At 72.2% G+C, this 24,941-nt stretch carries 17 protein-coding genes and 1 pseudogene; 3 read left to right on the top strand and 15 right to left on the bottom strand.

What is annotated here, in order from left to right; genetic code table 11:
- The 13 genes and pseudogenes from NQO67_RS41415 to pyrG form a co-directional block, all read right to left on the bottom strand.
- The coding region (locus tag NQO67_RS41415) for an ADP-ribosylglycohydrolase family protein (protein ID WP_255955766.1) at positions 1-1,076 on the bottom strand (1,076 nt) is incomplete at its 3' end.
- Complete coding sequence (locus NQO67_RS41420; protein ID WP_255955791.1) at positions 1,073-1,816, bottom strand: NUDIX hydrolase; 744 nt, start codon at positions 1,814-1,816, stop codon at positions 1,073-1,075. The genes NQO67_RS41420 and NQO67_RS41415, both read right to left, overlap by 4 nt.
- Positions 1,817-1,866: 50 nt before the next feature.
- The gene (locus NQO67_RS41425) at positions 1,867-2,964 is read right to left on the bottom strand and encodes an AAA family ATPase (RefSeq protein ID WP_255955768.1); all 1,098 of its coding nucleotides are present in this window, start codon (positions 2,962-2,964) and stop codon (positions 1,867-1,869) included.
- Entirely contained in the window at positions 2,961-3,629 is a 669-nt protein-coding gene (gene pnuC, locus NQO67_RS41430; RefSeq protein ID WP_255955769.1) for a nicotinamide riboside transporter PnuC, read from the bottom strand. Before pnuC ends, NQO67_RS41425 begins: the two co-directional genes overlap by 4 nt.
- A 323-nt stretch (positions 3,630-3,952) precedes the next feature.
- A complete protein-coding gene (locus tag NQO67_RS41435; RefSeq protein ID WP_255955770.1) occupies positions 3,953-5,080 on the bottom strand; it encodes a pseudouridine synthase in 1,128 nt (375 codons plus the stop codon).
- Positions 5,080-5,880, bottom strand: coding sequence for an SMC-Scp complex subunit ScpB (gene scpB, locus NQO67_RS41440; RefSeq protein WP_255955771.1), 801 nt, complete (start codon positions 5,878-5,880; stop codon positions 5,080-5,082). Before scpB ends, NQO67_RS41435 begins: the two co-directional genes overlap by 1 nt.
- A complete protein-coding gene (locus NQO67_RS41445; protein WP_255955772.1) occupies positions 5,877-7,142 on the bottom strand; it encodes a segregation and condensation protein A in 1,266 nt (421 codons plus the stop codon). Before NQO67_RS41445 ends, scpB begins: the two co-directional genes overlap by 4 nt.
- Positions 7,143-7,193: 51 nt before the next feature.
- Positions 7,194-7,841: a hypothetical protein gene (locus NQO67_RS41450; protein ID WP_255955774.1), complete on the bottom strand. Its 648-nt coding sequence runs from the start codon at positions 7,839-7,841 to the stop codon at positions 7,194-7,196.
- The gene (locus NQO67_RS41455) at positions 7,826-9,007 is read right to left on the bottom strand and encodes a ParA family protein (RefSeq protein WP_255955775.1); all 1,182 of its coding nucleotides are present in this window, start codon (positions 9,005-9,007) and stop codon (positions 7,826-7,828) included. Before NQO67_RS41455 ends, NQO67_RS41450 begins: the two co-directional genes overlap by 16 nt.
- 451 nt (positions 9,008-9,458) lie before the next feature.
- Positions 9,459-10,574 carry an alanine dehydrogenase gene (gene ald / locus NQO67_RS41460; RefSeq protein WP_255955776.1) on the bottom strand — a complete coding sequence of 372 codons (1,116 nt, stop codon included), beginning with the start codon at positions 10,572-10,574 and terminating at the stop codon, positions 9,459-9,461.
- 1,014 nt (positions 10,575-11,588) lie between these two features.
- Positions 11,589-13,622: pseudogene (locus NQO67_RS41465) on the bottom strand (tetratricopeptide repeat protein); the annotation flags it as partial.
- A gap of 595 nt (positions 13,623-14,217) precedes the next feature.
- Positions 14,218-14,844, bottom strand: a complete 627-nt coding sequence (locus NQO67_RS41470) for an NUDIX domain-containing protein (RefSeq protein ID WP_255955777.1) — start codon at positions 14,842-14,844, stop codon at positions 14,218-14,220.
- 288 nt (positions 14,845-15,132) lie between these two features.
- Positions 15,133-16,791, bottom strand: coding sequence for a CTP synthase (gene pyrG / locus NQO67_RS41475; RefSeq protein WP_255955778.1), 1,659 nt, complete (start codon positions 16,789-16,791; stop codon positions 15,133-15,135).
- 539 nt (positions 16,792-17,330) lie between these two features.
- On the opposite strand from pyrG, the gene NQO67_RS41480 reads away from it, so the two are divergent.
- From NQO67_RS41480 to NQO67_RS41490, 3 genes are all read left to right on the top strand, one after another.
- Positions 17,331-19,133 (top strand): glycoside hydrolase family 15 protein, encoded by a 1,803-nt coding sequence (locus NQO67_RS41480; protein ID WP_255955779.1) that lies wholly within the window; start codon positions 17,331-17,333, stop codon positions 19,131-19,133.
- Between the two features lie 186 nt (positions 19,134-19,319).
- Entirely contained in the window at positions 19,320-20,513 is a 1,194-nt protein-coding gene (locus NQO67_RS41485) for an MFS transporter (RefSeq protein ID WP_255955792.1), read from the top strand.
- Between the two features lie 11 nt (positions 20,514-20,524).
- Positions 20,525-21,340, top strand: coding sequence for a nucleotidyltransferase domain-containing protein (locus tag NQO67_RS41490; protein ID WP_255955780.1), 816 nt, complete (start codon positions 20,525-20,527; stop codon positions 21,338-21,340).
- Between the two features lie 39 nt (positions 21,341-21,379).
- Here the strand turns inward: NQO67_RS41490 and NQO67_RS41495 are convergent, their stop codons facing one another.
- Together NQO67_RS41495 and recN are read right to left on the bottom strand one after the other, a co-directional pair.
- A complete protein-coding gene (locus tag NQO67_RS41495; protein WP_308295749.1) occupies positions 21,380-22,528 on the bottom strand; it encodes a glycosyltransferase family 4 protein in 1,149 nt (382 codons plus the stop codon).
- A gap of 645 nt (positions 22,529-23,173) precedes the next feature.
- Positions 23,174-24,925 carry a DNA repair protein RecN gene (gene recN, locus NQO67_RS41500; RefSeq protein ID WP_255955783.1) on the bottom strand — a complete coding sequence of 584 codons (1,752 nt, stop codon included), beginning with the start codon at positions 24,923-24,925 and terminating at the stop codon, positions 23,174-23,176.
- Positions 24,926-24,941 lie beyond the last annotated feature (16 nt).

Below are 24,941 nucleotides of genomic sequence, written 5' to 3' on the forward strand. Positions count from 1 at the left end.
ATCCCCCCGTCCCACAGCCGGCCCAGGGCCATGAGTTCGGCGTGGTGCTCGACGCGCTGTGCCCACGGGTCGGGCCAGGCGTCCGCGCCGTGGTGGGCGCCCGCGAACGCGCCGGTCAGGCAGGCGATCGAGTCGGAGTCTCCGGAGCTGCACGCGGCGCGGCGCAGTGCGGTGACCGGCTCGTCGACGAATTGCAGGAAGCACAGCAGACCGGTGGCGAGCGCCTCCTCCGCGATCCAGCCGGCGCCGGTGGCCAGGCACGGATCGGTCTCCGGGGAGGCGGCGGACGGGCCTGCCAGCGCCTGCCGGAGCCGGTCGAGCACCGCCAGGCAGTCGTCCCAGCCGCGCGCGATGAACTCCTGCGGGCCGCCGTCCATGCCGTACGTGCCGTGGGTCCACAGCTCGCCGAGCCAGCGCTCGTGGTAGCGGGTGCGGTGGTCCATCGCGTAGGAGCGCAGGCGTCCGACCAGGCCGGTGGGCTCCGTGCCCTGGGCGAGCAGCCACACGGCGTGCGCCGTCAGGTCGGAGGCGGCCAGCGCGGTCGGGTGGCCGTGGGTGAGCGCGGCCTGCAACTGGGCGGCGCCGGCCCGCTGTTCCTCGTCGAGCCCCGGTATGAGCCCCAGCGGCGCCACGCGCATGTTGGCCCCGCAGCCCTTGGAGTGCACCTGGCTGGCCCGCTGCCAGGGCAGGTGGGGGTCGGTGAGGAGACCGCAGGCGGTGAGGCAGGTGTTGCCGGGGGCACGGTTGTTCTCCGGCGAGCGGTACCAGGCGACGAACTCCTCCCGAGCCGGCCGCTCCATGCCCCGCGGTCCCAGCGGCGCCGCCTCGGTGGCGGTGCGCAGTGCGCGGGCGAGCGCGAGCGTCATCTGGGTGTCGTCGGTGACGAAGGCGGGGTCGGGCAGTCGCATCGCACGCCAGGGCCCGCACTTGGCGAGGATGCCCGGCACGTCGTTGAATTCGGTGGGGAAGCCCAGCGCATCGCCCAGGGCAAGGCCGACGAGGGCGCCGGTCGCCGGCCGCTTGGCGGCGGAGCGTCGGGTGGGGTGGCCGTCGAATGGCCGGCCGGGTGCGTTCAACGTGGGTGTCCTTCCGGTCGCAGAAACGGTGGATGCAGGGTGGTGGCCGGTCCCGCGCGGTACAGGGCGGCCGGCTTGCCGCGGCCTCCGGTGAGGCGCCAGGCGTCGGGGATCTGCTCGACGAAGCCGGGGGCGGCGAGCACCTTGCGCCGGAAGTTGGGGCGGTCCAGGGCGGTGCCCCAGACGGTCTCGTAGACCTGCTGGAGCTCGCCGAGGGTGAATTCGGGCGGGCAGAAGGCGGTGGCCAGGCTGGTGTACTCGAGCTTGCCGCCGACCCGCTCGTGGGCGTCGGCGAGGATCGTGTCGTGGTCGAAGGCGAGCGGCCCGGGGGCGGCCGAGGAAGCGCCGTACGGCAGCCAGTCGGCCCGTGCGGCGTCACCACCGCCGCGCGGCTCCGGCAGGTCGGGCACGAACGCCGTGTACGCGACGGAGACGACACGCATCCTGGGGTCACGTGCGGGATCGCTGTAGGTGCGCAGTTGTTCCAGGTGCAGGGCCGTCACGGTGTTCTCGGGCAGGCCGGTCTCTTCGGCCAGCTCGCGCCGTGCCGCGTCACCGGCGGACTCGTCCGGGCGGACGAAGCCGCCGGGGAGCGCCCAGCGGCCCTGGAACGGCGGCTCGCCACGCTGCACGAGCAGGGCGTGCAGCCGGCCCGTGCGGATGGTGAACACGGCCAGGTCGACGGTGACGGCGAACGGTTCGAAGGCGTACTTGTCGTAGCCCTCCGGCGCGCCTTCCAGCCCGCGCGCCGGTCGCTCGCCACCCGGTCCGGCCGGGCCGTCGGTGCCGGTCACCGCCGCTCCGGGAGGGGGTCGGCGAGGTCCCAGCCGCGGGCGAGCAACTCGTCCACGGCCGCCACGGCCGTCTTCAGACGCTGTGCGGGGCTGCCGGTCAGCGGCCGGAACGGCCGTCCGGTGCGGGTCAGTTCGTCGTGGAAGCGCCGGGTCATCCAGGGCCGTAGCTCGGCGCCGTCGCGTAGGCCGTCGTCCTCGAAGGGCACGCCCTCGTGGTCGGTGAGCAGGTACAGGTGGTGGGTGCCGCGGTCGGCGAGTGCGGCGACGCCGGGGTGGCTGCCGCCGAGGTAGCGCTCGTGCCAGAGGGTGGTGGCGAAGGCGTCCGTGTCGCAGAACAGGACCGGTGAGCCGTGCCGGGCGGCGTGGTCCTCGCGGTGGTTCTGCCGGGCGGCGATCAGCGGGAACTCGTCCGAGCCGAACGTGACCTCCGACCAGGGGGCTCCGGGGCGTACGGCGCGGAGCGCGGCGAGCTTGGCCGCGCTGTGCTCGCGCCCGTACTCGGGCACCCAGCGCGTGCGGGACCAGACGCCGCCGCGGCGGCGGTAGTGCGCGGCGAGTGCGCGGGCCAGGGTGGTGGTGCCGGTGGACTCGGCGCCGAGCACGACGACGCGCCGGGTGAGCCAGGCCCGTACCGAGGCGCTCAACGTGCTCCAGTGGGCCACGGGGTCCTTGCGGACCGCGGTGCCGGAGACCGGGTGCCGGGCGCGTCCCGGGTCGACGCATACGTGCCGTGCGCCGAACCGCCTGGCCAGTTCGTCGCCGTAGTCCTCCGACGTGAAGACGGCGTCCACGGGGATGGGCCGGTGGCGTACGCCGGCGCGGAAGATCTCCATGTGCGCGTCCCAGATCGCGGGGTCGCCGGTGTCCATCGGGACGTCGTCCACGACGCCCTCGACCCAGGCCGTCCCGTGCGCCTCGGTCATCCAGCGGACCCGTTCCGCCAGCGGGATGGACTCCACGGACGCGGCGCACACCAGCACGGTGAGGTGGTCGCACCGGGCCAGCGCGGTCCGTACCAGGTGGTGGTGGCCGGCGTGCGGCGGGTAGAACTTGCCGAGCACCAGGCCGTGCCGGAACTTCCGGCCGCCGCTCATGCCGCCGCCTGGGCGCCGGTCTCCCCCAGCCCCCGCCCGCGCCCCACCAGCTCGCGCCGCCAGCCGACCAGGCCCACCACGCACAGGGCCAGGAAGCCCACGTAGAGCAGCGAGGTCAGGTAGAGGTCCTTGTACGCGTAGAGCGGGATGTAGACGACGTCGGCCGCGATCCACAGCCACCAGGACTCCAGGAGCTTGCGGCACTGCCCGTACGTCGCCATCAGGGACAGCGCGGTCGTCAGCGCGTCCCAGAACGGCACCGTCGAGTCGGTGACGCGGTCCAGCAGCAGGGTCAGGGCGAGCGTGCCCACCAGGCCGGCGGCGGTCAGCCAGGCCCACTCGGCGCGTCCGGTGCGGGACACCGGAAGCTCGGTGGAGCCCGGACCACCCCCGTGGGCCCAGGTCCACCAGCCCCAGACGGCCAGGGCGATGAAGACCAGCTGGAGCCCGGCGTCCGCGTACAGGCCCGAGCTGGTGAACAGCAGGATGAAGAAGAGGTTGTTCGCGATGCCTATCGGCCAGTTGGCGATGTGCTGGCGGGCGACGAGCCAGACGCACAGCGCACCGCTGCCGAAGCCGAGGACTTCCGTCCAGCTGATCGGGGTGTCGAGCAGCGTCACCAGAGGTTCCTGCAACGGCGCGAGCACCTTGCCGAGCCCACTCATGCCCCTCCCCCTCCACAACGCGAGCGCCGGCGCCCGGCGCCCCTCGCTCACCCTTTAATAGTCACCTCGACTATAAAGAACCGGACGCACGTCCACAAGCCCTTACGCCGGGACGCGGCTCTACGGCGGGGCGCGAGGGGCGCCTGAGGCGCCAAAAAAGGGGCGCGGGGAACTGCGCGGCCAGCCCACCACCGGCCGGTGGTCCGGCTACAACAGAAACAGCCCCACCCGGACGGTGACGACCTGACGGTTTCGTCGTGGCTGGTCGCGCAGTTCCCCGCGCCCCTTCAGGTGCGCCGGGCGCACCCCTGGGCCGCGAGGGCCTAGAGTTCCACCTCGCGCATCAGCATGCCGACCTCCGTGTTCGACAGGCGCCGCAGCCAACCGGACTTCTGGTCGCCCAGGGTGATGGGCCCGAACGACGTGCGCACCAGCCTGTCGACCGGGAAGCCGGCCTCGGCGAGCATCCGGCGCACGATGTGCTTGCGGCCCTCGTGGAGGGTCACCTCGACCAGGTAGTTCTTGCCGGTCTGCTCGACGACGCGGAAGTGGTCGGCGCGCGCGTACCCGTCGTCGAGCTGGATGCCGTCCTTGAGGCGCTTTCCCAGGTCGCGCGGGATGGGGCCCTGGATAGCGGCCAGATAGGTCTTCTTCACGCCGTACCGCGGGTGGGTCAGGCGGTGGGCCAGCTCGCCGTGGTTGGTGAGCAGGATGACGCCCTCGGTCTCGGTGTCGAGCCGCCCGACGTGGAACAGCCGGGTCTCGCGGTTGGTGACGTAGTCACCGAGGCACTGGCGGCCCTCAGGGTCCTCCATCGTGGACACCACCCCTGCGGGCTTGTTCAGCGAGAAGAACTGGAACGACTGCGTGGCCACGGTCAGCCCGTCGACCTTGATCTCGTCCGCCTGCGGGTCGACCCGCAGGCCCTGCTCGACGACGATGCTGCCGTTGACCTCGACACGGGACTGCTCGATCAGCTCCTCGCAGGCGCGCCGCGAGCCGTATCCCGCCCGGGCCAGCACCTTCTGGAGCCGCTCGCCCTCCTGCGTCTCACCGGAGCGGTCCTTCGCGAGCCGCCCGGCGCCCCTGGCCTCGCCCGCGGCGTACCGCTCGCGGGCGCGCTCCTCGGCGCGCGCCTCGTACTCGCGGGAGCGCGCAGGCGCCGTACGGCCGCCGCCCTGCCGCTGGGACTGCTTGGGGCCGCCCTTGGCGCCGCCGCGTGCCGCCGTCCCCCGCCCCTTCTGGGGCGTCTGGCCGTCGCGGGCGCCGCCCACGTCGTAGCGGCGCTCCTCGGGGCGGGGCCGGCCCGAGCGCTGTCTGGGGGTGCCGCCCTGGGCGGTCCCCGAGCGTGCGTCGCGCCCGCCGGTCGACCTGGAGGTGCCGCCGGCTCCCCTGGGGTTGCCTCGTCCCCTGGGATTGCCTCGTCCGCTGTTGCTGCCGCTGCTTCGCATCACAGTTCCGTCTTGTCGTTTCCGTCCTCGGGATCCGGTGCGTCCGGATCGAACGACGGCACGCCTTCCTGCGTGTCGGCCTCGATCGCCTCCGCCTCCGGGAGGAAGGGCGCGAGCTCCGGGAGCTCGTCCAGGCCGCGCAGGCCCATCCGCTCCAGAAAGTAGTTCGTCGTCCTGTACAGGATCGCACCTGTCTCGGGTTCCGTGCCCGCCTCTTCCACCAGCCCGCGCTGGAGCAGGGTGCGCATGACGCCGTCGCAGTTCACCCCGCGCACCGCGGAGACCCGGGAGCGACTGACCGGCTGGCGGTAGGCGACCACGGCGAGGGTCTCCAGGGCGGCCTGGGTGAGCCGGGCGTGCTGGCCGTCCAGGACGAAGCCCTCGACCGCGGGCGCGTACGCGGGCCGGGTGTAGAACCGCCAGCCGCCGGCGACCAGGCGCAGCTCGAACCCGCGGCCCTGCACGGTGTACTCGTCGGCGAGTTCCCGCAGCGCATCCGCGATCTGCCGCCGCGTGCGCTGGAGTATCTTCGCGAGGTGCTCCTCCCTGGCCGGTTCGTCGACCACCATGAGAACGGCCTCCAGAGCCGGCTTGAGAGGCAGCTCGGCCACGGCGGACGAGCCCTCGGGCACCCCACCGCGCTGCGTCCCCGCCGGGGCTTCCGCGGCTGCCTGGTCGCCCGTGGCAGTCGTCTCGTCGCCCGTGGCGGCCGTCTCGTCGCCCGTGGGCGTGCTCGACGTGCCGGGGCCCGGCTCCGCGTCGGGGGTCGACTCTGTGCCGGTGTCCGTACCCGTGCTCATCCCGTTTTCCTGGCCTCCTCGGCTCGGTCCTGCGCGGCCGCCTCCGGAGCCCGGTCGAACTCGTCGGTGACCGCCGGCCGTACGTCCCCGTCCCCGCCCGTCCAGCGCACCATCAGCTCGCCCAGCGCATCCTCCTGGTCCAGCGCCACCGCCTTCTCCCGGTAGAGCTCCAGCAACGCCAGGAACCGGGCGACGACGGTGAGGGTGTCGGCGGCGTCCGCGACCAGCGAGCGGAAGCTGGCCTCGCCCTCCTTGCGCAGCCGGGCCACGACCACTTCCGCCTGCTCGACGACGCTCACCAGGGGGGCGTGGATGTGGTCGACGTACACCTGGGGTTCCGGCTTGGGCTGCATCGCCTTCACGGCGAGCTTCGCAAACCCCTCGGGGCCGATGCTGATGACCACGTCGGGCAGCAGCTCCGCATGGTGCGGCTCAAGGCCGACGGTACGGGGGTAGCGGAAGGCCTCGGCGTCCAGGCGGCTCTGGAAGATGTCCGCGATCTGTTTGTACGCCCGGTACTGGAGCAGGCGCGCGAACAGCAGGTCACGCGCCTCCAGGAGTGCCAGGTCCGCCTCGTCCTCGACCTCGGCGGCGGGCAGCAGCCGGGCCGCCTTGAGGTCCAGCAGCGTCGCGGCCACCACCAGGAACTCGGTGGTCTGGTCGAGGTCCCAGTCGGGCCCCATGGCCCTGATGTGGGCCATGAACTCGTCGGTGACCTTCGACAGCGCCACCTCGGTCACGTCGAGCTTGTGCTTCGAGATCAGCTGGAGGAGCAGGTCGAAGGGGCCCTCGAAGTTCACCAGCCGGACCTTGAAGACCCGGCCGTCGGACTCGTCGGACTCGGCGGGCTCATCGGACTCACCGGGCTCGTCGGACTTTTCGGGCCCGTCGGGTTCATCGGCCGCCGCACCGGATCCGCCGGTGCCGCCGGTCACTTCGCTCTCGCGCGCGGACAGCGGCTCGGGCGAGGGCTGGGGCTCGGGCTGGGGCTCGGGCTCGGGCTCGGCCGCAGGCGTTACCGCGTCTGGGGTGGGCGGCCCGCCGACGGTCTCCGTGGACCCCGCCTCCGTGCGCCCGTCCTGTGCGGAGCTGCTTCCCGGCAGGTCGTCCGCAGGCGTCTCCTCGGTGGGATGAGGCGGCGCGGGCAAGGTGGCCCCGGTCGGGGCAGGAGCGGCTCCGGGGCCCCGCCCCAGTGTGCGCCGGGCTCGTCCGGGGCGTCCCCCGGCCCCCGGCGGCGCCGACTCAACATCGTCCGAGCTCATCAACGTTCCAAACAGGCGGGAGGGGGAGCCCCTGAGACTACCGCCTACCGGCTACCGTCCCCGCAGCCGCCGCACGAGGATGCTCGCGTCCCCGCGTGATTCCAGATCGGCGAGGACCACCGCGACCGCCTCGCGCACGATGCGGCCGCGGTCCACCGCGAGACCGTGCTCACCGCGCAGCACCAGCCGGGCGTGTTCGAGGTCCATCAGTTCTTCGGCGGACACGTAGACGGTGATCTTCTCGTCGTGCCGCTCCCGCCCGCTGGGCCTGCGCCCGGCGCCCCGCCCGCGCTTGCGCGACTGGGCAGCCGCCGCGGACGCGTTCGCCGGCCGTGCCTGCTGTCCGGCCGCCGGGACCGGGGCCTCCACCGCCGGACGGCGCGCGCCGCGCTCGGCCTCGGCGGTCCGCTCCCCGGCGCGGCTGCGGGACTCGCCGGCGTTCTGGTCCGCGTCCGCCGTGGAGTGCTCGGCGTCATCGCTCCCGGCGCCCGGCGCGCCCTCGGTCCGGTCGGAGCCGGCCGGCCGGGTGCCCGGCGGCAGTCGGCCCTCGTTGGCCGCGGCCGCGTCGCTCTCACCCGCGGGTGGTGGCACCCGCGGTTCGCCGTTGGTCTGACGCCTCGGCGTGGATGCCTGGAGCGCCATCCCCCCGGTGGTACGGAAAAGTTCGTCGGCCCCGGGCAGACTCACTCGGCGTGACACCGGGCGAGCACCTCCCTGGCGAGCTGACGGTAGGCGGCGGCGCCGACGGAGTTGGAGGCGTACGTGGTGATGGGTTCACCGGCGACCGTGGTCTCCGGGAAACGGACCGTGCGGCCGATCACCGTGTGGTAGACGTGATCGTCGAAAGCCTCCACGACCCGGGCCAGCACCTCGCGGCTGTGTACCGTGCGCGAGTCGTACATGGTGGCGAGGATGCCGTCGAGCTCCAGCTCCGGGTTGAGCCGTTCCTGGACCTTCTCGATGGTCTCGGTGAGCAACGCCACACCACGCAGCGCGAAGAACTCGCACTCCAGCGGAACGATCACCTTGTGCGCCGCGGTCAGCGCGTTCACGGTGAGCAGGCCGAGGGACGGCTGGCAGTCGATGACGATGTAGTCGTAGTCGGCCATCAGCGGCTTGAGGGCGCGCTGGAGGCTGGACTCGCGTGCGACCTCCGACACCAGCTGCACTTCGGCAGCCGACAGGTCGATGTTGCTGGGCAGCAGGTCCATGTTGGGCACGGCGGTCTTCAGGAGCACTTCCTCGGCCGCCATGCCCCGCTCCATGAGCAGGTTGTAGACGGTGAGGTCGAGCTCCATCGGGTTCACGCCCAGGCCGACCGAGAGGGCGCCCTGCGGGTCGAAGTCGACGAGCAGGACACGGCGTCCGTACTCGGCGAGCGCGGCACCCAGGTTGATGGTCGACGTGGTCTTGCCGACGCCGCCCTTCTGGTTGCACATCGCGATGATCTTGGCCGGGCCGTGGTCGGTCAGCGGTCCGGGGATCGGGAAGTACGGGAGCGGGCGGCCGGTGGGGCCGACGCGCTCACGGCGCTGGCGCGCGGCGTCGGGCGCGAGCGTGGCCGCGTACTCCGGATCGGGCTCGTATTCGGCGTCGGGGTCGTAGAAGTGCCCTTCGGGCAGGTCGTCGTAGTCGGCGAAGTGGCTACGGCTGTCGCCACTCCGGTCGCCGGCCATGGCGTTCACGTGATGGCCATCCATGCTCTGGGGTGCTGTCTGTGCCTGCGGCGGGGTTGCCTGCGGACTCTGGTGGGCTGCGAAGGTGCGTACCGCAACAGAACTGACGGAGTCGACGGCCTCAAGCCCCGTGGGGCCCTGGACCCTCCCCCACTGCCGTGACGGCGTGGGAGCTGCCCCCACCGACATTCCTGGTTGCCCACCCCCGGGAGAAAATGTCGACTCATTCACAAGTCGTCTTACCTCCTTGGTGACCAGGAAACTTCTCAATAGGTCAGCGTGGCACCATGCCGACGGTTGGCGACTCTATGGCGTGTCACCGGTCCGCAGCAACACAATCCGCCGGACCCGGTGCGATGTGTCGGCAACCGAACACCCCGCTGTCAAGGGCGCACAGCGGGCGTTCACCGGCTTTCACGGGTGTACGAATCGGTTAAAGGGTTACGTTCGAGGCGAGTTGAAACAAGCCATGGGCGCAGAACGTCGCCATGCAGTGCGCAACGTGGCGCTCCGCACATCCGTACGCCGACGGCCGGACCGCTCGTAAGGTCCGGCCGGTGCGGGCGCGTTGACGACGCGCGTTGACGTGGGTGCCGGCATCGGCTGACGGTGACCGCCGCCGGCCGGCGCTCGGCAGTCGTCAGCCGAGGAGCGCGTCCAGCTCGGTGTGCTCCATGCCGTGCGCCTCGGCGACCTCCTTGTAGACCACCTTGCCCTCATGGGTGTTGAGCCCCCTGGCCAGGGCCGGGTCGCGGCGCATGGCCTCACGCCAGCCGTGGTCGGCGAGCGCCACGATGTACGGCAGGGTGGCGTTGGTCAGCGCGTACGTGGAGGTGTTGGGGACGGCGCCGGGCATGTTGGCGACGCAGTAGAAGACCGATTCGTGGACCGCGAAGGTCGGCTCGGCGTGCGTGGTGGGATACGAGTCCTCGAAGCAGCCGCCCTGGTCGATCGCGATGTCGACAAGGACACTTCCGGGCTTCATCCGGGACACCAGCTCGTTGGTGACCAGCTTCGGCGCCTTGGCGCCCGGGATGAGGACGGCACCGATGACGAGGTCCGCCGCGAGGCAGGCCTTCTCCAGCTCGAAGGCGTTGGACACCACCGTCTGGATCTTCGTGCCGAAGATCCGGTCGGCCTCCTTGAGCTTGTGGATGTCCTTGTCGAGCAGGGTGACGTGGAAGCCCATGCCGATGGCGATCTGCGCCGCGTTCCAGCCGGAGACGCCACCGCCGATGACGACCGCACGGCCCGCGAGCACACCGGGCACGCCGCCCGGCAGCACGCCGCGCCCACCCGCCGGGCGCATCAGGTGGTACGCGCCGACCTGGGGCGCGAGGCGGCCGGCGACCTCGGACATCGGGGCGAGCAGCGGCAGCGCACGACCGGGCAGCTCCACGGTCTCGTAGGCGACGGCGGTGCTGCCCGCCTCCAGCAGCGCGTCCGTGCACTCCTTGGAAGCGGCCAGGTGCAGGTAGGTGAAGACCACCTGGTCCTTGCGGAGCCGGTGGTACTCCTCGGCGATCGGCTCCTTGACCTTCAGCAGCAGGTCGGACTCGAGCCAGACCTGGTCCGCGGTGTCGAGGATCCGCGCGCCGGCCGAGACGTACTCGGCGTCGGTGATCGAGGAGCCGGCACCCGCGTTCCGCTCGATGAGGACCTGGTGGCCGTGGCGCACCAGCTCGTGCGCACCGGCGGGGGTGAGGGCCACACGGAACTCGTTGTTCTTGACCTCGCGTGGGATGCCGACCTTCATCGTCGATCACGTCCTTGGCTCAGAAAATCAATCACGGCAATGCATGACACACCCGGACGCAGGGCGCGTAACGGGAGATGCAGCAGAACACTGCGGCGGAGCCAGTCTAATGAAGGCTTCCTTGGTGTCTAGCCTTTCAAACGCTCAATATGGGGCGGATGCACTGTGAGATTCGCAGGTGCTAGGTGGCGTATCGGGCGTATCGGGCCGGGACGCGTCCCGAGGCTGCTGCGGGGCCGGCCCGGACGCCGTTCCGGGGTCGCCCGGAACGTCTTCTTCCGTTGCCGTGACGTGCTGTCCCGGCGCCGCGCTGGGTGCCGGCGCCGGGCCGGGGACGATTCCGGGCGAGGGTGCGGTGCCCGCGTCCTCGAAGGCCGGGTGATCCGGGTCTTCCGGGTCTTCCGGGTCTTCCGGGCGATCTGAGTCTTCCGGGTGATCCGGCGCGTGCCCCTCCCGGCGGCTCGCCGGAAGATCGAGCCGGCGCCCCTTCCCGCTGCCGCCCGCGTCGCCCTCCGGGCCACCGCCTTCCGCACGGTCGCCGCCGTCTTCCGCGCGATCACTGCCGTCTTCCGCATCCCCCCGTCGACGGCTCGCCGGGGCGTCATGACGGCGTTCCTCCAGGCCGTCTCCTGCGTCTGCGGCTACGTCCACGCCGTCATCCCCGCCGGCCGCCAGGTCATCCGGCTGGTCATCCCGGCGGCGGCCCGGGACGTGCGCCGGGCGGGTCCGGGGTTCGGGGGTGATCGGAGGGCGGGCGGTCGTCGCGGTCGCCGAGCCGTCGGCGGGGGCGCCGCGAGACCCGCCGGGCCCGCGGAAGAGTCCATCGCGAACGGGGCCCCGGGCGGTTTCAGCGGTCTCGGAGGCCCCGGAGCCCAGCGAGTCCTCAGAGCCGCCGAAGTCCACCGAGCCCCCCGAAGTCTCAAAGTCCCCGGAGTCCCCGGAATCCCCGGAATCCCCGGAGTCCGCGGAATCCCCGCAAACCCCGGAAACGGGTGCGGTGCAGCCGTCGGAGGCTTCTTCTCCGGCTTCTCCTCCCAGGACCCGCTCGGCGGCCGCCCGGTGCAGCCCGGCGGCCACCGGGTCGCCGAGGCGCTCGAAAGCATCGGCGAGCCGGAGCTGGAGGGCGGCCTGCAACCGCTCGTCATGGGCGCGGCGCGCCCCCTCCACCGCTTCCCGGCCGGTACGCAACGCCTCCTCGTAGCGCCCCGCGTACTCCTGGGTGCGCGCCAACTCGCTCAGGGCGCGTGCCTGGCCGGCCAGGTCACCCGCCTTGCGGAAGCCGGCCACCGCGGCACGCCAACTGCGCAGCGCCTCGGCGTACCGTCCGTCCTGCACCTGGGCCCCGGCGATGCGCCCGTACAGTCGGGCCGCGTCGTGGCGTTCGTCACGTGCCAGGCACTGCGCCAGGGCGCGGCCGAACCAGTCCACGGCCCGTTGGGCGTCCAACAGCTCCTGGTAGGCGGCGCCGATGGATTCCATGGCCCGGCCCGTGGCGTACGGGTCCTGCGCTTGGCGCCCGGCGTCCAAGGCCGCGCGGTAGCGGGCCAGCGCGGCCCGGGTGTGGCCGGCGTGCGCGTCCAGGTCCGCGAGGTTGAGCAGGGCCGCGGCCTGCTCACGGTGGAGTCCACGGCGCTCGGTGACGCACAGCATGAGCGCATGGATGCCGTAGAGCTCGGCGGCCGCGGCCTCGGTGCCCTGGTGGGCGGTGAGCGCCCGCGCCAGCGCCGCCATCAGCCGCCGGGCCAGGGTGTCCAGGTCGCCTTCGGCGACCGCGGCCCGGGCGGCGGCGAGCAGCGCGGGCTGCCGGATCCGCAGCCAGCGTGCGGCGGCGGTCCGGCTCGGGAAGCGCAGGCTGTTGGGGAGCGCGGCGTGCTTGCGCCGGGCCGCCGAGCCGGCCGGTTCGGTGAGGGCCCGGCAGGACTGGAGCAGGGTGACGTTCCGCTCGAGCATGCGGGCCCGGGCGAGCTGTAGCTCCGCGGGACGGTCCTGGGCCTCGGTGCGGCGACGCAGCAGCGGCATCAGGCAGCCGGGCACCTCGTACTGCGGCAGTGGTGTGCCGGCCGGCCGGACGAGTCCGAGTACGGCCAGGTCGTCCAGGACGTCGTGCGCGGTGGTGACGGAGCAGCCGGCCAGCGCCGAGGCGGTCTGCGGGTCGGCGAGGCCGGCCGGCGCCAGGCTCAGCAGTCGCAGCACGCGCGCGGCGGGCGTCGGCAGCTCCGCGTAGACGAAGGCGAAGACACGTGCGAGCGGTGATCCGTCGCCGCGTGCCGGTGCCTCGCGCAGCCGTTTGGCCAGGTCAGCGACGGCGGCCCGGGGCCGGGCGCTGAGCCAGCCGCCGGCGAGCAGCAGCGCGGCGGGCATCCGGCCGCACTCCTCGGCCAGGTGTTCGGCCGAGCGGGGGTCGCAGGTGATGCGCACGGAGCCGGTGAAGCGGCTCAGCAGCGCCACGGCCGACGGGGTGTCCAACCCGCCGAGCGTGCAGGGGCGCACATCGGGGATACCGGTCAACGGGCCTTCGGAGACGGCCACGGCCAGGCAGTGGGGGGTGTCGGGCAGCAGCGGGTCGACCTGCTCGGCGTGGGCGGCGTCGTCCAGGAGCAGCACGCTGGGCCGCTCGACCAGGGCGTCGCGCAGCATTCCGGTCACGTCGTCCTCGGTGGCACCCGGCGCCGCGGACAGGTGCAGATCGCCCAGGAGGGTGCGCGCGACGTCGGCCGTGGGCACGGGGGTGCCGTCGGGTTCGGTCAGCCGGGCGCGGAGTACACCGCCCGGGTAGCGGCTGCCGGGGCCGGTGACCCGGCCGGCGAACTCCTCGGCCAGCGCGGTGCGCCCGGAGCCCGGGCGGCCGGCGATCAGCAGGACCCGGGCGCGGGGGGCCTTGCGGCCCGCCAAGGTGTCGAGTCCGGCGCGGCCGATGTCGGCCCACAGCTCCTTCAGCTCCTGTGCACGGCCGATGAAGGGAGGGGCCGTCTGAGACGGTGCGGGGGCACCGCGCTGCCCCTGCTGCGGTACCTCGATGCCGCCGGTGTCCACCGCCTGATCCGTCACGGGCCACACTCCCGTCCCAGCACGCACTGCCGCCCGCCACGGTCGGCTGGGGCGCGTCAGAGCCTAGTTCAGCTCCCCGACACGAACGGCTGCACGCAACGCAGACCATCGCCCGATCGGATCAGGCGATGGTCTGACCGGCCGCGCCCACCGTGCCTCGAACGGGCCACACGGATTACCTGCTTGGTGGGTTGAGGGCTGGATACACCCCTCTGGGTGGTGGATGTGTGCGGGTTTCGGCCTGGCTGGGCGCGCAGTTCCCCGCGCCCTTTCTGGTGCCCTTGGCCGTGGGGTCGCCGTCGGGTGGCTGGAAATTGCTGCTAGCAGGCGGCAGCCAGCAGGCCACGCCGACAAGCCGGCAACCCCACGGCCAAGGGCACCAGAAATGGGGGCGCGGGGAACTGCGCAACCAACCACGACGAAACCCGCACACCCCCACCACCCCCACCACCCACAAAGGGGCAAGGCACCCCGCAGGGATACCCACCAGGGGCGCGACGCCACGTCAGGGGCGCGCCGCCGCATCAGGGGCGCGATGCCACGTCAGGGCCGACGTCGAAGAGGCCGCCCCAGGCCCTGGGCGCAGCCCCGGGCCTCACGCTTCGAAGGGCCGCGCCGGCCAACTCGCCAGCGCCGGCCGCAACGCCTCGAGCCCGTCCCCCTGGCGGGCGGCGACGAGCGAGAGAACCCCTACCACCAGGCAGTTGTTGTGCAGGTCACCGGCGAGCACGCCGCGTACCAGCTCGTCGACGGGCACCCGCGCCTGCTCCATGTCGGCCTCTTCGTCCTCGACGGCGAACCGCTCGCCCTCCGCCTCGGACAGATCGCGGGCGAGGAAGATCCGCACGGACTCGTCGCAGCCGCCCGGCGTCGTGTACACGTCGGTCAGTACGCGCCAGTCCGCCGCCTTGACGTGCGCTTCCTCATAGAGCTCGCGCTCCGCCGCGTGCAGCGGATTCTCGCCGGGGATGTCGAGCAGGCCCGCGGGGATCTCCCACAGCTTCTGCCGCACGGGGTGGCGGTACTGGCGGATGAGCAGGACGCGGTCCTGGTCGTCCAGGGCGAGAACGGCGACCGAGCCAGGGTGCACCTGGTAGTCGCGTCCCACGACGGAGCCGTCCGGCATGACGACCTGGTCGGTGCGGACCGAGGTCTTGTTCCCCACGAAGGGCGTCTCGCTGGCCGTGATCTGCCATTCCTCGGGGGTGTCCTTGATCGTCATAACGCCCTGTCCTCCACACGCGCGACCGGAAACCGGGGCAGGCCCCACAAAAGGAGCGCCCCGGATCACCGTATCGCCCGGCTGCGGCGGACCCGCCCCGGACGCCTCCGCACCTGCGCCGCGACCGTCCGCACGAACCACGCCGGGTCGGCACAGAACACGCCGGGTCCGCGCGAACCAGCCGGTCGACACGGTCGACGCCGGGCCGGCACGGACGCGCCGAGCGGGCCCGAGCCCCCGACCCGCTCGGCGCGGGTCGACCGGCTCCGGCCCGCCGACGGACGGGACCTACGCCTCCGTCTTGCGGCGTACCGCGGCCCGCACCAGGCCGGCGAAGAGCGGGTGCGGACGGGTCGGGCGGGAGCGCAGCTCGGGGTGGGCCTGGGTGGCGACCAGGTAGGGGTGGACGTCGCGCGGGTACTCCACGTACTCGACGAGCTTGCCGTCCGGGGAGGTGCCGGAGAACAGCAGGCCGGCCTTCTTCTCCAGCTCGGCCCGGTAGGCGTTGTTCACCTCGTAGCGGTGGCGGTGGCGCTCCTCGACGTACTCCTTGCCGTCGTACACCTCGCGGACCACGGAGCCTTCGGCCAGCTTGGCCGGATACATCCCCAGGCGCATGGTGCCGCCCATGTCACCCTCGCCCGAGACGATGTCGAGCTGTTCTGCCATCGTGGAGATGACGGGGTGCGGGGTGGCGGCGTCGAACTCGGTGGAGTTTGCGTCGGTGATCCCGGCGAGGTGGCGGGCCGCTTCGACCACGATGCACTGGAGGCCGAGACAGAGGCCGAGCAACGGAATGCCCTGCTCACGTGCGTACTGGATCGCGCCGACCTTGCCGCTCACGCCACGTTCGCCGAAGCCGCCCGGAATGCAGATCGCGTCGACGTCGCCAAGCTGCCGCTCCGCCCCGGCCGGGGTGCGGCAGTCGTCGGAGACCACCCATTTGATCTTGACCCGGGCCTTGTTGGCGAAGCCGCCGGCGCGCAGCGCCTCGGTGACCGAGAGGTAGGCGTCGGGCAGGTCGATGTACTTGCCGACCAGGGCGACGGTGATCTCGTGGTCGGGGTTGTGGACGCGGTCCAGGAGGTCGTCCCAGGTCGTCCAGTCGACGTCGCGGAAGGGCAGGTCGAGCTTGCGCACCACGTAGGCGTCGAGGCCCTCGGTGTGCAGCACTTTGGGGATGTCGTAGATCGACTTGGCGTCGATGGCGGCGACCACCGCGGCCTCGTCGACGTCGCACATGAGCGAGATCTTCCGCTTGATCGCGGTGGGCACCTCGCGGTCGGCGCGCAGCACGATGGCGTCGGGCTGGATGCCGATGTTGCGCAGCGCGGCGACGGAGTGCTGGGTGGGCTTGGTCTTCAGCTCGCCGGACGGGCCGATGTAGGGCAGCAGGGAGATGTGCACCACGAAGACGTTGTCCCGGCCGACCTCGTGCCGCACCTGGCGGACGGTCTCCAGGAAGGGCAGCGACTCGATGTCGCCCACCGTGCCGCCGACCTCGGTGATGACGACGTCCACGTCGTCGGTGGCCATCCGGCGGATGCGGTGCTTGATCTCGTTGGTGATGTGCGGAATGACCTGCACCGTGTCACCGAGGTACTCGCCGCGCCGTTCCTTGGCGATGACCTGGGAGTACACCTGGCCGGTGGTGACGTTGGCGGTGCCGTCCAAGTCGACGTCGAGGAAGCGCTCGTAGTGCCCGATGTCCAGGTCGGTCTCGGCGCCGTCGTTGGTGACGAACACCTCACCGTGCTGGAAGGGGTTCATGGTGCCCGGATCCACGTTCAGATACGGATCCAGTTTCTGCATGGTGACGCGCAGCCCTCGCGCCTTGAGGAGCGCGCCCAGGCTGGAGGCGGTCAGGCCCTTGCCGAGGGAGGATGCAACGCCTCCGGTGACGAAGATGTGCTTGGTGGTTGCGGAGGTCGGCAGTCGGTTCGGCATGGCCAAGACGGGGCTCCCGTGGTCGCGGTCTGAAGTCGTAGCGGCTGCCTGGTCCTGAGATCTCCACCAGGTGCCTGCGCTGCGGCTCGGGGGTCTCGTCTCTCGCCCATCGCGGTAGCGTCGCCGGCGGCCTCTGCTGACAGCCGTCGCCGGACGCTTTCGGTTGGAAGTTGGGAAGGAGCCCACCGGTCCACGGGCTACCAGGGTAACAGTGACGGAAAGAGGCTGCTCGCGGGCACGCTCCGCGCTGGCGCGTACACGGCCGGAAACGAGCGCCGGCCCGTACTCAATCGTGACACCACGATCTCAGGTGTGAGGTGCACGCGATCACCAACGCGCTTTATTCTGCTCGGACACTTGCTGCAGAGCCGCCGGCAAAGGGCACACCCCGCCATGTCCCGGTACGGAAGCCCGCCGGTGCTTCAAGCGCGCCGGTCGGCCTCCCTATATTTGATGCTTTGACTGCAATTGATGCTGTGACCGCCGACAACCGAGCGCCCCGTCTGGGGCGACCGAAGTCCGTTTGACTGGAGATGTACGTGGCCGGGCGCATCGAGGACTACGCACTCATCGGAGACATGCAGACCGCCGCCCTGGTCTGCCGGGACGGCACGGTCGACTGGCTGTGCCTGCCCCGCTTCGATTCGCACGCCATCTTCGCTGGCCTCCTCGGCACCGAAGAGCACGGCTTCTGGAGGCTGGGCCCCGCCTACGCCGACGGCACCGAGCCTCCGGCGGCCTCCCGCCGCCACTATCGGGGCGAGTCGCTGATCCTGGAGTCGGAGTACGACACCCCGCGCGGCACCGTCCGTGTGATCGACTTCATGCCGCCGCGTGATGGCGCCCCGCAGCTGGTGCGCATCGTGGAGGGGGTCAGCGGCCGGGTGGCCATGCGCTCGGCGCTGCGGATGCGCTTCTCCTACGGCCGTATCGTGCCGTGGGTGCACCGGACCGACGACCGCACGGTGGCCGTGGCCGGCCCCGACTCGGTCTGGCTCGACACGTCCGTCGAGACCTACGGTGAGAACCTCACCACGTACGCGGACTTCACCGTCGCCCCCGGCCAGCGGATCGCGTTCACGATCTCCTGGCAGCCGTCGCACAAGCCGCAGCCGCCGCTCCCGGAGACCGAGCAGGCGCTTGTCGCGACGGAGGAGTTCTGGCGCGAGTGGGTGGCCCAGTGCACCTACCACGGTCCCTACCGGGAGGCCGTCGTCCGCTCCCTGATCACCCTCAAGGCGCTCACCTACGCCCCCACCGGCGGTATCGTCGCCGCCCCGACCACCTCCCTGCCCGAGGAGATCGGTGGCATGCGCAACTGGGACTACCGCTACACGTGGCTGCGTGACGCCGCGATCACCCTGTCGTCGCTGCTGCGCACCGGCTACCGCGAGGAGGCACGCGCCTGGCGTGAGTGGCTGCTCCGGGCGGTCGCGGGCGACCCGGAGAACCTCCAGATCATGTACGGCATCGCGGGCGAGCGCGAGCTGGGCGAGGCCGAGCTGGACTGGCTGCCGGGCTACGAGGAGTCCGGCCCCGTGCGGGTCGGCAACAGCGCCGCCCAGCAGCTCCAGCTCGACGTCTACGGCGAGGTCACCGAGGCCCTGCACCTGGCCCACATGACGGGCCTGGCCCGCAGCGACTACGCCTCGGCGCTCCAGCTGAAGCTGATCCAGTACCTCCAGGACCACTGGGACCAGCCGGACGAGGGCATCTGGGAGGTGCGCGGCCCGCGGCGGCACTTCGTGCACTCCAAGGTGATGGCATGGGTCGCGGTGGACCGCACCATCAAGCTCATCGAGTCCGGTGACGTGGACGGCCCCCTGGAGGAGTGGCGTCAGCTCCGTGAGGACATTCACCGTGATGTGTGCGAGCGCGGCTACGACAAGGAGCGCAACACCTTCACGCAGTTCTACGGCTCCAAGGAGCTCGACGCCTCCCTGCTGCTGATTCCCCAGATGGGTTTCCTGCCGCCGGACGACAAGCGCGTCATCGGCACCATCGAGGCCATCCAGCGTGAGCTGTCCACCCCGGACGGCTTCGTCCTGCGGTACCCGACCACGGGCGACGACGTCGGCGTCGACGGTCTCGAGGGCGACGAAGGCGCCTTCCTGGCCTGTTCGTTCTGGCTCGCCGACGACCTGGCGATGATCGGCCGGGTGGACGAGGCCCGCAAACTGTTCGAGAAGCTGCTGGCGCTCCGCAACGACCTGGGACTGCTCGCCGAGGAGTGGGACCCGATTCGGCAGCGACAGGTCGGCAACTTCCCGCAGGCGTTCAGCCATGTGCCGCTGATCGACACGGCCCTGCGTCTGACGGCGGCCGGAGCGTACGGGAGCTGACGGGCCCGGCCCGCCCTCGGCGGCGGAATTCGGTTGCGGTGGCCCTGGTGGGCCCGGTGAGGTACCGCCATGGAAGGGGCCACGGAGCAGCAGGAAGGGTCCAGGGCGGGAGGCGGCTGTACGGCCACGGCCACGCCACCAGCGTCGCCGGCGCCCTGGCACCGGATGGCCGTGCTCGTGGCCCTGATGCTGGCCGCGTTCACGTTCAACACCGCGGAGAACCTGCCGGTCGGCCTCCTGGTGCTGATGTCCGAAAGCCTGCGGGTGTCGGTGTCAGCGGTCGGCCTGTTGGTCACCGGTTACGGCGTGACGGTGGCCGTGTCGTCGTTGCCGCTCGCGCACCTCATGCGGACCGTGCCGCGCCGCCGGGTGCTCACGGGGCTGCTGGCCGCGCTGGTCGTGTCCAGTCTGGTTGCGGCGCTGGCGACCTCGTACGGGCTACTGCTGGCGGCACGGCTGCTGACCGCGCTGGCCCAGGCGCTGTTCTGGGCGGTGATGGGCCCGGTCGCGGTCGGTCTGTTCGCGCCTGAGGTCCGGGGCCGGGTGATCGGGGCGCTGTCCGTCGCCGGTTCGCTCGCGCTGGTGCTCGGTGTTCCCGCCGGGACCTGGTGGGGCCAGCGGAGCGGGTGGCAGGCGCCCATCGCAGCGCTGGCCGCCCTGGGGCTTGTCTCGCTGGTGACGATCGCCGCGCTGCTGCCGACGTCGCGTCCGGAACAGGAGCCCGCCGCCTACGCGCCCCGTCCCGACGCCCGCCGCTTCCGGACGGTGCTGGCGGCCGGAACGCTCTCCGCCACCGGGGCGTTCGCGGGATACACCTACCTCGTGAAGTTCCTGGGCGACGTCAGCGGGTTCTCCCCGAGCAGGGTCAGCGCCCTGTTCATGGCCTTCGGCGTGGCGTGCCTGGTCGGGGTGAGCATCACCGGCGCATGGCTGGACCGCTCTCCGCATGCCGCGCTGACCACGGCGGTGGCCACGCAGGCGGTGGGCATGCTCGGCCTGTACGCGGCCGGAACCCGCCCGGTGGCGGCGGTGGTGTTCCTGGTGCTGATGGGCGGTGCACTCGGGCCGGTGTTCATGGCCACCCAGAACGAGATGCTGCGGTGCGCGCCGCGCCGCACGGACCTCGCGCTCGCGGCCAACTCCGGCGCCTACAACGCCGGTATCGCGGCAGGCGCCGCCCTCGGCGGACTGGTCCTGCCGCTCGCCGACGTGCGGGGCACCTTCCTCGCCGGCGGGCTGCTGACCGCCGCTGCCTGCGCGGTACTCCTCGTCGGGCGGCGGCCGCGCCCCGGCCCGGAACCCGAATCCGCAGGCCAGCGCCCATGTCATCGTTCGATCGGGAAGCCGCGGGAACGCGACGGGAACCCGACGGGAACCTAGGAGACAACGCGATGGTGCCCTCCCCCCAGAGGGACGACGTCCGGGAACGGCTGCTCGACCTCGCCAGGACGGACGGCGCCATCACGGGCGCCGCACTCACCGGTTCACTCGCCACCGGACGGGGCGACCCGTGGTCGGACATCGATCTGGTGCTCGCCGTGCGCGGTGCCCTCGCACCCACGGTCGACTCCTGGACCGGCCGGCTCTACGCCGAGTTCGGCGCCCTGCACCACTGGGACCTGGCGTCGTCACCCGGCACCATCCGCGTCTTCCTCCTGCCCGACTGGCTGGAGGTCGACCTCACGTTCTCCCCGGAAGCCGAGTTCGGCCCGCGGGGGCCGCAATGGCGGACGGTCTTCGGACGGACGGCGGAACTCCCGCCGTTCGCCCCGCCCGATCGGGAGAAGCTGATCGGACTGGCCTGGCACCATGCCCTGCATGCGCGCATCTGCATCGAGCGGGGCCGGCGGTGGCAGGCCGAGCACTGGATCAGCGCCCTGCGCGACCATCTGATCACGCTGGCCTGCCTCCGCCTGGACCATCCCGCGGTGTACGCCAAGGGCGCCCATCTGCTGCCGGACGAAGTGACCGGACCGCTGGAGGCGACGCTCATCGGGTCGATGGCCGGGAACGAACTGCGGCGGGCGCTCAAGGCCGCCGCCGACCTGCTGGCGGCCGAGATCGCACGCTGGGACACGGCCCTGGCCGACCGGCTCCGGCCGGCCCTCGACGAACTCACGGAGTCCGCGTGCTCCGACACCGAGTACATCGGCCCCGCGCAGGCCGCTACCGAGTGCGCCGCTACCGATTTCCGCGCCGCCGAGTGAGCCGGTCGACGCTGGCGGAGGCAGTCCCGGGGGACGGCGTCATGAGCGAGGTGGTTCCAGCGGTTCCCGCGACTGGGTCAACTCGTCGTAGATGCTGAGCACCTGGGCCACCGTCTGGTCCTCGGTCGGCCAGGTCGCAGCCTGCTCCTCACCCTTGCCGACGAGGAGCCTCCTGCGTTCGGGGTCCGAGAGCAGTTTCGCGACGGCACCGGCGAGCGCGGCGGCGTCATCGCAGGGGACGAGCGCCGCGGCCTCGCCGACGAGTTCGGCAAGGCCACCGCAGTCGGCTGCGACGAGCGGCACGCGCGCGTGCAGGGCGTCCCGCACCGGCCCGGGGCGCCCTCCCGCCCCGGCCGGCAGGACGGCGAGGTCCGCGGCTGCCAGGAGTTCGGACAGGTCCGCGTGGCCGCCGAGCAACCGCACCGGCAGTTGCTCGGCGTCGATGCGGTGCTGCAAGCGGCTCCTGAGGGGGCCGTCTCCGGCGATGACGAGCAGTGGGGCAGGGTCCAGACCGCGCCAGGTCCGTGCGGCGTCCAGCAGGACGCCGTAGCCGAGGTGCGCCTCCAGAGCGCCCTGCGCGACCAGCAGCGGGCGGTCAACGGCGCCGAGTTCGGCACGCGTCTTCTGCGCGGAGCCAGGTCCGCACGGGCCGTCCGCGGCCGTGGGGCGCCGCTGCGCGGGTGGTGCGACGGCGGCCAGCCGTGCATCGCGTGCACCACGGGCGCGCGCCCGGTCGACCAGGGCCGGCGTGGCGCCGAGGAGTACGGCGGCGGCGCGCGCGGCCTGCCGCTCCAGCAGCCGCAGCACGGGGGCCCGTGCGGCTCCGGGCTGCGGGTGGGTGTGCCAGGTGACGACGAGGGGGACACGGCGGCCGCTGAGCGCGAGAGCGGTACGCAGGCCGGCGTTCAGGCCGTGCGCGTGCACCAGGTCGGCGCCTAGGCAGGCGGTGCGCAGCGCCGCCACGCTGGCCGGGTCGTTGCGATCCGCCACGACCACATGGCGTGCCCCTGCCGCCGTGTAACGATAGGTCTGTTCGGCCGTGCTGGGGGCGCACACCGTGACCCGCACGCCCCGTGCCACCAGGCCCGCGGTGAGCGAGCGAACGTGGCAGCCCACGCCTGCGCCGCCCTCGCCGAGCACCTGCACGGTGCACAACGGCGACTGGCCGTGCGGTGCGTGGCTGCTCACGGTGGCGGGGCTCCTGGTTCGTCGGTGGGCGTGCCCCCGGTCTCGACGGTCCCCCTGCACGAGGCTCCGGGGGGTATCCCTGAGGTGAGGGCGCGAAGGGAGTTACCGCACGGCGGAATGCGACGGGACGGTGCGTGCACGGTACGACAGCGGGGTGCCCCTGCCGGGGGCGTGCGGCGTCGCCCGTCAACCCTCTCTGCCAGCACCGGTGCACACCGCGCGCAATCACCCACACGAGTGAGCCGCCCCGGCGAGTCGCCTGGGATTCACCGGGTGAGGATGGCAACTCACATAGCGAACGCATGCGTTTAGCACAAATATATACGGGATTACCGGGTGGCGAGAACGCAACCCGCCATGCGGCCACGGGATTTCGGACGGATGCGTCCAGAGACCCCGGCGTGCGGAGGCGGTAGGTCCGGGCTCCGGCGTACGGACGGAAACTCTTCGGGAACTCTCCGGCCCGGCGGGCTCCGGTTCGCGGCCCGGCGTGCGCCGGCTCGCGTTACTGCCGGTCCCAGCCGCGTTACCGCTGATTCCAGCCCGGTCACTGCCGGTCCCAGCCGGGTTACTGCCGGTTCCAGCCCGGTTACTGCTGGTTGGAGCCGGGTGCCGCCCCTCCCCCACGGGGCGCCGTTCCGCCGGTCAGGCGTCCGCCCGGGCCGCCGCGAGGAGTTCCTCCGCATGGGCACGCGCGGTCTCCGAGTTCTCCTGTCCGGCCAGCATCCGGGACAGCTCCCTGACCCGGTCCTCGCCCTCCAGAGTCTTCACTCCGGACCGCGTCACCGATCCGTCGTTGGTCTTCTCTACCAGCAACTGCCGGTCGGCGAACGCCGCCACCTGGGGAAGGTGCGTGACGACCACGACCTGGGCGGACTTGGCGAGCCGGGCGAGCCGCCGCCCGATCTCCACCGCGGCCTTGCCGCCCACGCCCGCGTCGACCTCGTCGAAGAGATACGTGGGCACCGGATCCGTGCCCGCGAAGACGACCTCCACGGCGAGCATCACGCGCGAGAGCTCACCCCCGGAAGCGCCCTTGGCGATCGGCCGGGGCGGCGCACCGGGGTGCGGGGCAAGCAGCAGTTCGACCTCGTCGACGCCGTTCGGACCGTAGGCGACGGTGCGGCCGTGCACCTCCACGCCGTTCGGGTCGTCGCCCTGGCGGATGTCGATCGTCACGCGCGCGTGCGGCATGGCCAGCGAGGCGAGCTCCTCCGTCACGGCCGCCCCGAACCGCGCGGCGGCCTCGCACCGGGCATCGGTGAGGGCCTGCGCGAACACGCCGAGTTCGGCGCGCAGGGCATCGCGCTCCGTGGTGAGTTCGGTGATGCGGTCGTCGTCGGAGTCGAGCTCGGTGAGCCGGACGGCGCCCTTGGCGGCCCAGTCCAGCACGGTGGACACGCCCTCCCCGTCGGCGGCGTACTTGCGGATCAGCTGGGTGAGCGCGGCACGGCGCTCCTCGACGGCTGCCAGCCGCAGCGGATCGGCGTCGAGATCGTCGGCGTACCCGGCCAGCTCGCCGGAGACATCACCCAGCAGGATCGCGATCTCCCCGATCCGGTCGGCGAGTGCGGACAGCGCCGGGTCGTGCGCCCGCACGGCTTCGAGCGCACGATGCGCCCCGGCGACCAGCGTGGTCGCGTCCACGCTCTCCGGGTCCTCGGGGTTCCCGGCGAGTGCGACATGCGCCGCCGCGGCCGCGGACGCCAGCGCCTCGGCGTGCCCGAGCCGCTCGGCCTCGGCGGCCAGTTCGACGTCCTCACCCGCGCGGGGCTCCACGGCAGCGATCTCGTCGAGGCCGAACCGCAGCATGTCGGCTTCCTGGGCGCGTTCACGTGCACGCGTGGTGATCTCGTCGAGTTCGACGACCACGGCACGCAGCCTGCGGTACGCGGCGGAGTACTTGGCGAGCGGCACGGAGACCGTGTCGCCCGCGTACCGGTCGAGCGCCTGGCGCTGCCGGCCGAGCTTCAGCAGCCCCTGCTGGTCGGTCTGGCCGTGCACTGCCACGAGGTCGTCAGCGAGCTCGGAAAGCAGCCCGACGGGGACGGAACGGCCCCCGAGATGGGCACGCGAGCGCCCCTCGGCCGACACGGTGCGGCTGACCAGCAGCGCGCCCTCGTCCAGCTCCGCACCCGCCTCCTCGGCCCGCTGGGCGGCCGGCGCGTCGGCGGGCACGCTGATCCGGCCCTCGACGACCGCCGACTTGGCCCCGATCCGTACGAGCGCCGGGTCCGCGCGCCCGCCGAGTAGCAGCCCTAGGCTGGTGACGACCATCGTCTTGCCGGCGCCCGTCTCACCCGTCACGGCGGTGAAGCCGGGCGACAGCTCGACGACCGCATCGTCGATGACTCCGAGCGACCGTATCCGCATCTCCTCCAACACGTCCTCGACCATACGAGGTTTTGCCCGC

Source organism: Streptomyces odontomachi (assembly GCF_024435355.1).
Lineage (GTDB): Bacteria > Actinomycetota > Actinomycetes > Streptomycetales > Streptomycetaceae > Streptomyces > Streptomyces odontomachi.